The organism is Amycolatopsis sp. NPDC114505 (genome assembly GCF_055633615.1).
On record NZ_JBVKDV010000004.1, the window covers coordinates 491,687 to 505,054 of the forward strand.

1 protein-coding gene is annotated in these 13,368 nt (G+C 73.9%); it reads right to left on the reverse strand.

Annotated features, from left to right (window positions below):
• Positions 1-6: 6 nt before the first annotated feature.
• On the reverse strand, positions 7-13,323 hold the full coding sequence (locus ACZ7OU_RS40360; RefSeq protein ID WP_470259315.1) for a type I polyketide synthase: 13,317 nt from the start codon (positions 13,321-13,323) through the stop codon (positions 7-9).
• Positions 13,324-13,368: the final 45 nt, after the last annotated feature.

Below are 13,368 nucleotides of genomic sequence, written 5' to 3' on the forward strand. Positions count from 1 at the left end.
GGGCATCTACGACCTGCCGAGCTCCCGGTGGATGAAGTCGAAAATTTCGTCGTCCGTCGCGCCTTCGAGCTGCTGGGCGGCCCGGGGACGCCCGTCGGACGCCCGGGTCTCTCCCAGCTTGTTCAGCATGGTCTGAAGTCGGCTGGTGATTTGCCCAAAGGCGTCATCGTCTGGGGAAACCCCTGAAACCAGCGCCTCGATCCGGTCCAGCTCACCCAGGACCGAGACCTCCTCGCCGACCAGGGCCGACAGCAGGAACCCGGCCAGCGCGGACGGCGTCGGGTGGTCGAAGACGAGGGTGGCGGGCAGCTTGAGCCCGGTCGCCGCGCGCAAGCGGTTGCGCAGCTCCACCGCGGTCAAGGAGTCGAAGCCGATCTCCTTGAACGGCCGGTTCGCGTCGATCTCCTCGGCGCCCGCGTGCCCGAGGACCCGGGCGATGGCGTCGCGGACGTGGTCGAGCACCACGCGCTCCTGCTCGACGGCCGGCAAGCCGGTCAGCCGGCTCGCGAAGTCCGCCGTCTCGGCCTCCGCCGGCCGGGCGTCGAGGGCCCGGCGGACCGCGGGGAGGTCGTCGAGCAGCGGGCGCGGCCGCGCGGCGGTGAAGCCCTGGACGAACCGCTCCCAGTCGACGTCGGCGACGGTGAGGACGGTCTCGTCGCGGTCGATCGCCTGCCCCAGCGCGAGCAGGGCCCGCTCCGGCGGCATCGCGCCCACACCCCGGCGGCGCAGGTGCTCCTCGGCGTCGTTGTCGCCCGCCATGCCCGCGCCCTGCCAGGCGCCCCACGCGACGGAAGTCGCGGTGAGCCCGCGGTCACGACGGCGCTGGGCGAGCGCGTCGAGGAACGCGTTGCCCGCCGCGTACGCGCCCTGGCCACCGCTGCCCCAGACGCCGGCGTTGGAGGAGAACAGGACGAACGCGTCGAGGTCGTCGAGGAGCTCGTCCAGGTGCGTGGCGCCGGCGACCTTGGCTCGGACGACCTCGGCGAACTCGGTCAGCTCGGTGTCGTCGAGCGCGGTGCCCTGGACGATCCCGGCCGCGTGGAAGACGGCCCGGACGGGCTCGCCCAGCCCGTCGAGCAGCGCTTTCAGGGCCGTCCGGTCGGCGACGTCGCAGGCGGCGATCGTCGTGTCCGCGCCGAGGGCGGTCAGCTCCTCGCGGAGTTCGGCCGCGCCGGGTGCTGCCTCGCCCCGCCTGCTGGTGAGCACCAGGCGCCGGGCGCCGCGGCCGGCGAGCCAGCGCGCGACGTGGGCGCCGAGCGCGCCGGTGCCGCCGGTGATCAGCACGGTGCCGTCCGGTCGCCAGTCGCGAGCCGGCACGTCGTCGCCGACCGGGGCCGGCACCAGGCGGCGGGTGAGCACCCCGGACGCGCGGACGGCGACCTGATCCTCGTCGCCGGCCGCGGCCAGGATCGACGTCAGCCGCTGCCGGTCACGCGCATCGGTCGTTGCGGGCAGGTCGACCAGGCCGCCCCAGCGGTCGGCGTGTTCGAGGCCGATGACCCGGCCCAGCCCCCAGACCTGGGACTGCGCCGCGTCGGTGACGGTGTCGGCGCGGCCGGTGGCCACCGCGCCCGCCGTGGCGAGCCACAGCGGGGCGGCGATCCCGGCGTCGCCGAGCGCCTGGGTCAGGAGCAGGGTGTTCGCGACGCCGCGCGGGAGCACCGCGTCTCCGGTCCCGTCGAGGGCCAGCAGGGAGAGGACGCCGTCCACCGGGGGGAGGTCGACCAGCTGCTTGCCGAGCGCGGCCCGGTCGGTGGCCCCGACGGTGATTGGGACGACGGTCGCGCCCTCGACAGCCTGACGCCCCGCCTCGATCCAAGGGTGGTCGCTGCCTTCGGGCGTCACGAACAGCCAACTCCCCGGCAGGGGTTTCTGTTCGGTGGCGAAGGGTTTCCAGGTGATGCGGTACCGCCAGCCATCCACAGTGGATTTCTCGAGCCGGGTGCGCCGCCAGGACGCGAGCGCGGGCAGGACGTCGCCGAGCGGTTCCGGCGCGACGGCGAGGGTGCCGGCGATCGACGCCAGGTCCTCGCGTTCCACCGCGGCCCAGAAGCTGTCGTCGACCGGGTAGCCGGTGGCCGCCACGGGCGTCTTGGGCTTCGGCCAGAAGCGCCGGTGCTGGAACGGGTAGGTGGGGAGGCCGACCGTGCGGGTCTCGGGGACGAAGGTCCGCCAGTCGACGTCGTGCCCCTGCGTCCACAGCTCGGCGACCGACGTCAGGAACCTGTGCCGGCCGCCTTCGCCGCGGCGCAGGGTGCCGACGACGACGCCCGGGGTGTCGTCGAGGGTCTCCTGGATGGCGGACAGCAGCACCGGGTGCGCGCTGACCTCGACGAAGAAGCGGTGCCCCCGCTCGACGAGCGCGCGGGTCGTGTCCAGGAAACGGACCGGCTCGCGCAGGTTCCGGTACCAGTAGCCGGCGTCGAGGGTGGCGGTGTCGACCGGCTCGGCGGTCACCGCGGAGTAGAACGGCACGTCACCCGTGCGGGGGCTCAGACCGGCCAGGACCTCGTGCAGTTCGTCGCGGATGCCTTCGACGTAGACGGAATGGGAGGCGTAGTCCACCGGGATGCGCCGGGCGCGGATGTCCTTTTCGGTGCACTGGGCGATCAGCTCGTCCAGGGCGGCCGGGTCGCCGCACACGACCGTCGATGTCGGGCTGTTGTAGGCCGCGATCGCGACGCCCTCCGGCAGCAGGTCCGTGACGCGGCCGACGTCGAGCGCGATCGAGGCCATGCCGCCCTTGCCCGCGAGTCCGGCGGCGATCGCCTTGCTGCGCAGCGCGACGACCTTCGAACCGTCCTCGAGGGACAGTCCACCCGCGACGACCGCGGCCGCGATCTCGCCCTGGGAGTGCCCGGCGACGGCGTCCGGCTCGATCCCGTGCGCTCGCCAGAGTGCGGCCAGGGACACCATCACGGCCCAGGACGCGGGCTGCACGACATCGACCCGCTTGAGGGCTTCCTCGTCGCTCAGGACGTCGGTCAGCGACCAGTCGACGTGCGGGGCCAGCGCAGCGGCGCATTCGGCGATCCTCCGCGCGAAGACCGGCTCGTCGAGCAGGTCGACGGCCATCCCGACCCACTGCGCGCCCTGACCGGGGAAGACGAACACCGTCTCCCCCGCGGCCCCGGCTGTCCCGGTGACGGTCGTGGTCGGTTCGCGGTGGTCGGCGAGGATGACCGTGCGGTGCTCGAAGGTCGACCGGGTGCTCACCAGCGACCAGGCGATCTCGGCGACGCTCCCGGGCACCTCGGCCAGCGCGGCGACGCGGTCCTGGACCGCTGCCTCCGAGCGGGCGGAGATCACCCACGGAGCTTCTTCGCCCTCCACTGTGGACTCGGTCGGCGCTTCGGGAACCTGCTCCACGATGATGTGCGCGTTCGTGCCACTGACGCCGAACGACGAGATCCCGGCGCGACGCGGTCCCTCGTGCTCGGGCCACGGGCGCGACTCGGTCAGCAGGGAGACCGCACCGCTGTCCCAGTCGACGTGCCGCGACGGCTCGCCGACGTGCAGGGTCGCGGGCAGCACGCCCTGGCGCATCGCGAGGACCATCTTGATGACCCCGGCGACACCGGCGGCGGCCTGCGTGTGCCCGACGTTGGACTTGATCGAACCCAGCCACAGCGGTTCTTCGCGGTCCCGGCCGTAGGTCGCCAGCAAGGCCTGCGCTTCGATCGGGTCGCCCAGTGTCGTGCCGGTGCCGTGCGCTTCGACCGCGTCCACATCGGACGGCGTCAGGCCCGCATTCGCCAGCGCCGCACGGATCACGCGTTGCTGCGACGGGCCGTTGGGCGCGGTCAAGCCGTTCGACGCGCCGTCCTGGTTGACGGCACTGCCGCGGACGATCGCGAGCACCGGGTGTCCGTTGCGACGCGCGTCGGAAAGCCGTTCGACGAGGACGACGCCGACGCCTTCGCCCCAGCCGGTGCCGTCGGCCTCGTCGGCGAAGGCCTTGCACCGGCCGTCCTTCGCGAGGCCGCGCTGCCGGCTGAACTCGACGAACAGGCCGGGAGTCGACATGATCGTGACGCCGCCGGCCAGGGCCAGCGAGCACTCGCCCGCGCGCAGCGACTGGGCGGCCAGGTGCAGGGCGACCAGCGACGACGAGCACGCCGTGTCGACGGTCATCGCCGGGCCTTCCAGCCCGAGCTCGTAGGCGATCCGTCCGGAAAGGACACTGCCGGCGCTGCCGGTGGCGAGGTAGCCGTCGACGCTCGCCTCGCCGAAGTGCAGCGCCGCGGTGTAGTCCTGCCCGTTGGTGCCGGCGAACACGCCGACCGGCGCGCCGCGCACGGCCAGGGGGTCGATGCCCGCGTGCTCCAGCGCCTCCCAGGAGGCCTCCAGCAGCAGCCGCTGCTGGGGGTCCATGGCCAGCGCCTCGCGCGGCGAGATCCCGAAGAACTCGGCGTCGAACCGGTCGGCACCGGCCAGGAAACCGCCTTCGCGCACGTAGGTCGTCCCGGCGTGGTCGGGGTCCGGGTCGTAGAGCGCGTCGGTGTCCCAGCCGCGGTCGGCGGGGAACTCCGAGACGGCGTCACGGCCCTCGGCGAGCAGCGCCCAGAGCTCGGCCGGGTTGCGGACCCCGCCGGGGAACCGGCAGCTCATCCCGACGATCGCGATGGGCTCGTCGGTGTTCTGCACCACCACTACCGACGCTTCTTCGGCTTCGCCCAGCAGTTCCGCGCGCAGGTACGCCGCCAGCGCGGTCGCCGTGGGGTAGTCGAACGCGAGGGTGGCCGGGAGCCGCAGCCCGGTGGCGGTGTCGAGGCGGTTGCGCAGCTCGACGGCGGTCAGCGAGTCGAACCCCAGCTCCTTGAAGGTGCGGCCGGCCGCGACGTCGTCGGCCGAGCGGTGGCCGAGTGCGTGCGCGACCTGTTCGCGCACCAGCTTGAGCAGGAGCCGGTCGGCGTCCGTCGTGGACAGTCCGGCGAGCTCGAGCGGGTCCGCGGCGGCGGGTGCGAGCTGCCGGACCTCGGGCAGACTGGCGATGAGCGGGCTCGGGCGGTGCGCGGTGAGCGCGGCCGCGAACCGGCCCCAGTCGACGTCGGCGACGGTGACCGCCGGGCTACCGCTCTCGATCGCGGCGCGCAACGCGGCGATCGCCCGGTCGGGCCGCAGCGGGGCGAGCCCGGTGCGCCCGAGGTGCTCTTCGGCGGCGGCCGCCGTGGCCATCCCGCCGTCGGCCCAGGGGCCCCAGGCGACCGACGTCGCGACCAGGCCCTGGGCGCGGCGCTGTTCGGCGAGGGCGTCGAGGGAGGCGTTGGCGGCGGCGTAGTTGCCCTGCCCGGCCGCACCGAAGGTGCCGGCGAAGGAGGAGAAGAGGACGAACGCGTCGAGCCCGGTGGTGAGTTCGTGCAGGTGCCGGGCGGCGACGGCCTTCGCGTCGACGACCTCGGCCAGGCGTTCCGGGGTGAGGGCTTCGAGGACCCCGTCGGCCAGGACACCGGCGGTGTGCACGACCGCGGTGAGTTCGCCGACGGACTCCAGGGTCGCTTCGAGCGCGGCGCGGTCGGTGACGTCGCAGGCCACGACGTCGACGCGGACGCCGAGCCGGGTCAGCTCGGCTTCGAGGTCGCCGGCACCCGGCGCGTCGGGGCCCCGCCGGCTCGTCAGGACGAGCCGCTCGGCTCCGGCGCCGGCCAGCCAGCGCGCGACGTGCTTGCCGAGCGCGCCGGTGCCGCCGGTGATCAGGATCGTGCCGCTGGGCTGCCAGGGCGTCGCCGGACGCGGGGTGCGGCGGACGAGGCGGCGGGCCAGTACCCGCGTCCCGCGGACGGCGACCTGGTCTTCGCCGGTCGCGCCGCCGAGGATCGCGCGGACCGTCTCCTCGTCGGCGTCGGCGGACAGGTCGACGAGGCCGCCCCAGCGGTGCGGGTGCTCCAGCGCGACCGTGCGCCCGAGGCCCCAGACCATCGCCTGGACGGGGTCCGGCACGTCCCCTTCGGCCGCGGCGACCGCGCCCCGGGTGACGCACCACAGCGGCGCGTCGATCTCGGCATCACCGAGGGCTTGGACCAAGGCAAGCTGACCTTCGACGTCCAAAGTGGACACAATGCCGTCGAGGTCGCGGCCCCGCAAGCGTTCGGCGAGGGAGGCACGATCGTCTTCGGCGGTGACCTCGAGGACGTCGTCGAAGAGGTTCGGGTCCGCGCCGGCGGGGACCACCGCGAGCCACCGGCCGCCGAGCCGAGCGTCACCGGGGTCGACGGGTGCCCAGGTGACTTCGTACTGGCCGGCCGGGGCCTGGCCGCGCTCGCGCCAAGCCGCCAGAGCCTGGAAGTCGCCGCTCTCGACGGCCGCCCAGAACTGCGCGTCCGGCGCCGGCCGGCTCTCCAGCCAGAAGCGCGTGCGCTGGAACGGGTACGTCGGCAGCGTGACGTCGCCACCGGAACGCCCGGGGTACGCCGCGTGCAGGACCGCCTGCCAGTCGACCGTGTGGCCCCGCGTGTGCGCGTCGCCGAGGGCGGTCAGCAGGCTCGCGTACTCGGCACGGTCCTTGCGCAGCAAGGGAACCGTGGGGAACGCGGCCAGCGCCGAGAGCACGCCGCCGTGGCCGAGTTCGAGCCCGCGCGTGACACCGAGCCCGGCGAGCGCGGCGGACGCGTCGGCGAACCGGACGGGCTCGCGGACCTGACGTACCCAGTACACCGGGGTCAGGATCTCGTCCCCGGCCAGTCGACCGGACACAGTGGACACCAACGGGATCTTCGGCGCGTGGAACGTCAGGCCGTCGGCGACAGCCGCGAACGCGTCCAGCATCGGGTCCATCAACGCGGAGTGGAACGCGTGCGACACCGTGAGCCGCCGGACCTTCCGGCCCAGCCCGGCGAAGTGCGCCTCGACCCCGTCGACCTCGCCGGAGACCACCACGGCGTCGGGTCCGTTCACCGCGGCCAAGCTCACGCCGTCGTCCAGAGCGGCGACGACCTCGTCCTCGGTGGCTTGCACCGCCAGCATCGCGCCGCCGTCGGGCAGCGCCTGCATCAGGCTCGCCCGCGCCGACACCAGCGTGCAAGCGTCCTCAAGGGACAGAACTCCGGCGACGTGCGCCGCGGCTATCTCGCCGATCGAGTGGCCCGCGACGTGGTCCGGGACCACTCCCCACGATTCCAGCAGCCGGAACAACGCCACCTCGACCGCGAACAGCGCCGGCTGTGTGTACCCCGTCCGGTCGAGCGCCGGAGCGTCGCCGAAAACGACTTCGCGCAACGGCCTATCGAGGGAAGAGTCCACCAGCGCGCAGACCGCGTCGAACGCGTCCGCGAACACCGGGAACCGCTCGTACAGCTCCGCACCCATCCCGACCCGCTGTGACCCCTGGCCCGAGAACAGGAACGCCGTCTTGCCCGGCTCCGCGAGTCCGGGAGTCGTCGCGGCGAGGCCGGCGAGCAGGTCGTCGCGACCGTCTCCCACGACGACGGTCCGGTATTCGAAGGCCGACCGCGCGGCCAGCGCCAGCGCGATGTCGGCCGGGTCGCCGTCCGGCAGCGCGCGGACGGCGTCACGCACCGCCTGCTCGGTCCGGCCGGAAAGCACCCACGGCACAACGCCTTCGGAAGGTACATTGTGGACGGACGGAACCGCGGGCGGCTCCTCGATGATGACGTGCGCGTTGGTCCCGCTGACCCCGAACGACGACACACCCGCCCGACGCGGCCGGTCACCGCGCGGCCACCCTTGTGCCTCGGTCAGCAGGCGCACCTCGCCGGACGTCCAGTCGACCCGGTCCGACGGCCGGTCGACGTGCAGCGTCTTCGGCAGCGTCGCGCCGCGCAGGGCGAGGACCATCTTGATGACGCCCACCGCGCCCGACGCCGCCTGCGTGTGGCCCACGTTGGACTTCACCGAACCGAGCCACAGGGGCCGCTCGCGGTCTTGGCCGTACGTCTCCAGCAACGCCTGCGCCTCGATCGGGTCGCCGAGCGTCGTGCCCGTTCCGTGCGCTTCGACGGCGTCCACATCGGACGGTGCCAAGCCCGCGTTGGCCAGCGCCGCGCGGATCACGCGCTGCTGCGACGGGCCGTTCGGGGCGCTCAAGCCGTTGGACGCGCCGTCCTGGTTCATCGCCGACCCGCGCAGCAGCGCGAGCACCGGGTGGCCGAGGCGTCGCGCGTCCGACAGGCGCTCGACCAGCACGAGCGCGACGCCCTCGCCCCAGCCGGTGCCGTCCGCCGCCTCGGCGAAGGACTTGCACCGGCCGTCGCCGGCCAGGCCGCCCTGCTTGGCGAACTCCTGGAACGCGCCCGGCGTCGCCATCACCGTCACACCGCCGGCCACCGCCATCGACGACTCGCCGGAGCGGACCGACTGGGCGGCCAGGTGCAGCGCCACCAGCGACGACGAACACGCCGTGTCGACGGTCACCGCGGGACCTTCGAGACCGAGCACATAGGACACCCGGCCGGACACGACCGCACCGGCGTTCCCGGTGAGCAGGTGCCCTTCGACCTCTTCCGCGGCCTCGGCGTGGCCGGTCGCGTAGCCCTGCGTGCCGCAGCCGACGAACACCCCGGCCGCGCTGCCGCGCAGGGAGCGCGGGTCGATCCCGGCGCGTTCGAAGACCTCCCACGCGCTCTCCAGCAGCAGCCGCTGCTGCGGGTCCATGGCCAGGGCTTCCCGCGGGGAGATCCCGAAGAAGCCGGCGTCGAACTCGTCGGCGTCGTGGACGAACCCGCCGACGCCGTCGACGTCCCAGCCTCGGTTCACAGGGAAGGCCGACAGCCCCTCGGCGCCGGCGGAAACCAGGTCCCATAGGTCTTCCGGCGAGCGCACGTCACCGGGCAGGCGGCACGCCATCGACACGATCGCGATCGGCTCGTCGACGTCCACCTGGGACACCAGCTGATCGGCCGCCACGGGGCCGGCGTCGAGCAGCTTGTGCCCCAGCAGCGCGGCGAGCCGCCGCGGGTCCGGGTGGTCGAAGAGGACGACGGCGGGCAGCTTGAGCCCGGTCGCCGCGACGAGCCGATTGCGCACCTCCAGGGCGATCAGGGAGTCGACACCCAGGTCGCGGAAGGCCCGGTCCGGCTCGACCGAGCCCGGCCCGGGGTAGCCCAGGACGGCGGCGGTCTCGGCACGCACGAGATCGAGCAACGCCTCCGCTCGCCCCGCCTCGGTCAGGCCGGAAAGCTTTTGCGCCAAGGAAGAGTCCGCCTCGACCGGCGTCGTCGCGAGGGCGTCGCGGACCTCGGGCAGCTCGTCGAGCAGGGGCCGCGGGCGGGCCGCGGTGAAGGCGGGGGCGAATCGCGCCCAGTCCATGTCCGCGACGGACAGGAACGTCTCGTCCGCGTCGAGCGCCTGACCGAGCACGGTGAGCGCGAGCGCGGGGTCCATCGCGCGGATGCCGCGGCGGCGCAGCTGCTCGCCCGAGTCGTCGCCGGTCATGCCCGCGCCGGCCCACGCGCCCCACGCCACCGATGTCGCGGTCAGGCCGCGGTCCCGGCGGTGCTGCGCCAGCGCGTCGAGGGCGGCGTTGGCCGCGGCGTACGCGCCCTGGCCGCCGCCACCCCAGACACCGGCGTTGGAGGAGAACAGGACGAACGCGTCGAGGTCCCCGGTGAGCAGGGCGTCGAGGTTGGCGGCACCCTCGACCTTCGCGCGCAGCGTCTCGGCGACTTCGGCGCGGTCGGTGTCGGCGAGGGCGGCCGAGCGGCCCACGCCGGCCGCGTGCACGACGGTGCGGGGTTCGATGCCGGCGAGCAGGGCGGCCAGCGCGTCGCGGTCGGCGACGTCGCAGGCGGCGATGGTCACCTCGACGCCAAGCGCCGTCAGCTCTTCACGCAGCTCAGCGGCGCCGTCGGCGTCGGGGCCGCGGCGGCTGGTCAGCACGAGGTGCTCGGCACCCGCGCCGGCCAGCCAGCGGGCGACGTGCGCGCCGAGGGCCCCGGTACCGCCGGTGACCAGCGCGGTTCCGCTCGTCCGCCACTCGCGGGCGGTGCGGCCGAGCGGCGCCGGGACCAGACGGCGGACGAGGATCCCGGCCGCGCGGATCGCGACCTGGTCCTCGCTCGCCTCGCTGAGCACCCGGGCCAGGCGGCCGAGCGCGCGGTCGTCGAGGGTTTCGGGCAGGTCGACCAGGCCACCCCAGCGGTCCGGGTGCTCCAGGCCCACGACCCGGCCCATGCCCCAGATCTGCGCCTGTGCGGGGTGGGTCAGCCGGTCGGAGCGGCCGGTGGAGACGGCGCCGCGGGTCAGCAGCCACAGCGGCGCGGACACGGCGCGGACCAGCTCGATGGTGGCGTAGAGACCATCGTCGGCGAAGGCGAGCAAGGACAGGACACCGGTGACGCCTTCGGTGGGCAGCTCGGGGAGCTGAGCGCCGGGTTCGACGGTCAGCAGGACCGGCTCGGCGCCGTGCGCGGCCAAGCCCTCGACGAGGGCGTCGGCCGGGTATCCGGAGGGGGCGACGACCAGCCAGCGGCCGGTGAGCTCCGCCGCGGGCGGGTTGGCCGGCTGCCACGCGATCCGGTAGCGCCAGTTGTCCACAACGGACTGTTCGGTGCGGCGCTTGTGCCATTGGGCCAGCGCGGGCAGGACGTCGGCGATCGCCGTCGTATCGACGTCCAATGACGCGGCGAGAGCGTCGGCGTCCCCACTGTCCACAGCGGACCAGAACTGGTCGTCGGCCGCGCCGGCGGTTTTCTCGGCGGCGGTCAGCCAGTAGCGTTCGCGCTGGAAGGGATAGGTGGGCAGGTCGGTGAGCCGCGCGCCGGGGAACAGCCCGGCCCACTCGACCGACGCGCCACGGCTCCACAGCTCGGCCAGCGACGTCAGGAAGCGCGGCAGGCCACCTTCCCCGCGACGCAGCGACCCCACGACGATGGGCTCGTCCAGAGTGTCTTCGACGGCGGCGGCGAGCACGGGGTGGGCGCTGACCTCGACGAACGTGGTGAACCCCGCCGCGGCCAGGCCGCGCACGGCCGTGTCGAACAAGACCGTCCGACGCAGGTTCCGGTACCAGTAGGCGGCGTCCATGACGCTGGTGTCGATCCGCTCGCCGAGCACCGAGGAGTGCAGCGGGAGCACGGCTTCGCGCGGGGTGATCGGGGCGAGCGCGGTGAGCAGCGGGGCCTCGATGGCCTCGACGTACGCGGAGTGCGACGCGTAGTCCACCGGGATCCGGCGCGCGCGGATTCCTTCTGCGGTGAGGGTTTCGACGAGTGCGTCGAGGGCTTCCGGCTCGCCGGAGAGCACGACCGAGCCCGGGCCGTTGACCGCCGCGACGCTGATCCGCTCGTCGAGTCGCGCGGTGATGTCCTCAAGGGACAAGGCGACGGAGGCCATCCCGCCCTTGCCTGCGAGTTCTTCGGCGATGAGCTTGCTCCGGAGGGCGACCACGCGCGCACCGTCCTCAAGGGACAGTCCACCCGCGACGACCGCGGCCGCGATCTCGCCCTGGGAATGCCCGACGACGGCGCCGGGCCGCACCCCCGCCGCCTGCCAGAGCGCGGCGAGCGAGACCATCACGGCCCAGGAGGCCGGCTGCACGACGTCGACCCTGGCCAGCGCGTCCGCGTCACCCAGGACGTCGAGCAGCGGCCAGTCGACGTGCGGCGCCAGCGCGGCGGCGCACTCGGCCATCCGGCCGGCGAAGACGGGCTCGTCGAGCAGGCCGACGGCCATCCCGGCCCACTGCGCGCCCTGGCCGGGGAAGACGAAGGCCGTCTTGCCCGGCGGCGCGGCGACACCCCGGACGACCTCGGCCGACGGCGTCGCGTTCGCGAGCGCGTCCAGGCCGCGGACCAGGTCCTCGACGGTGTCGCCGACCACGGCGGCGCGGTGTTCCCAGGCGGTGCGGGCGGTGGCGAGCGTCAGGCCGACGTCGCCCGGCCGGACGGTCCCGGTGACGTGCTTGCGCAGGAGGTCGGCCTGCTCGCGCAACGCCTCGGCGCTGCGTGCGGACAGGACCCAGGCCGCCGGGCCCCGCGGCGCTTCGGGTTCCTCCGGCGACGGCTCGGCCGCTTCGAGGACGACGTGGGCGTTGGTCCCGCCGACGCCGAACGACGAGACGCCGGCCCGGCGAGGCGCGCCGGTCTCGGGCCAGGCGGTGTGCTCGGTGAGCAGCTCGACCGAGCCGCGCGTCCAGTCGACCTGGCTGGACGGCTCGGTGACGTGCAGGGTGCGCGGCAGCTCGCCGTGACGCAGGGCCAGGACCATCTTCATCACGCCGGCCACGCCGGCGGCGGCCTGGGTGTGCCCGATGTTGGACTTGATCGAGCCGAGGCGGAGCGGGTGTTCGCGGTCGCGTCCGTACGTCGCGAGCAAGGCTTGCGCCTCGATCGGGTCGCCCAGTGTGGTGCCGGTACCGTGCGCCTCGACGGCGTCCACTTCGGACGGTTCGAGGCCGGCGTTGGCGAGCGCGGCGCGGATGACGCGTTGCTGCGAAAGGCCGTTGGGAGCGGTGAGGCCGTTGGACGCGCCGTCGGAGTTGACCGCGGAGCCGCGCAGGACGGCGAGCACGGGGTGGCCGTTGCGGCGCGCGTCGGACAGCCGCTCGACGAGCAGCACGCCGGCGCCCTCGCCCCAGCCGGTGCCGTCGGCGGCGTCGGCGAAGGACTGGCAGCGCCCGGACGCGGAAACCCCGCCCTGGCTGGTGAATTCGACGAACACGACGGGCGTCGCCATCACGGTGACACCGCCGGCGAGCGCCATCGAGCACTCCCCCGCGCGCAGCGCCTGCACGGCGAGGTGCAGCGCGACGAGCGAGGACGAGCAGGCGGTGTCGACGGTGACGGTGGGGCCTTCGAGGCCGAAGGTGTAGGCGATCCGCCCCGAGGCGACGGACACGGCACTGCCGGTGAGCAGGTGGCCGCGGACTTCGTCGGGCAGGCCGTCGAGGTCGGTGGAGCCGTAGGCCTGGTTGCTGCAGCCGATGAAGACGCCGGTGTCGCTGGCTCGCAGTGCGTTCCGGTCCAGCCCCGCGCGTTCGAAGGTTTCCCATGAGACTTCCAGGAGCAGGCGTTGCTGCGGGTCCATGGCGAGGGCTTCGCGCGGCGAGATGCCGAAGAAGCCGGGGTCGAAGTCGGCGGCTCGGTCGAGGAAGCCGCCCTCGGCGGTGTCGCTGCCGGCGAGTTCGGCGGCGGTCCAGCCGCGGTCGGCGGGGAAGCTCCCGATGGCGTCGGTGCCGTCGCGCAGGAGGTCCCAGAGCTGTTCGGGGCCGGTCACGCCACCGGGGAACCGGCAGCCCATGGCGACGACGGCGATCGGTTCCCTGGAGGCGGCCGCGAGCCGGTCGTTCTGCTCCCGCAGCCGCTTGTTGTCCCGCAAGGACGCCCGGAGCGCTTCGACGACCTTGTCCTTGTCCGAAGACAGTGCCACCAGGTACCTCCAGGTTCACGGCGTGGTCGCCTCGAGTGAAACGCA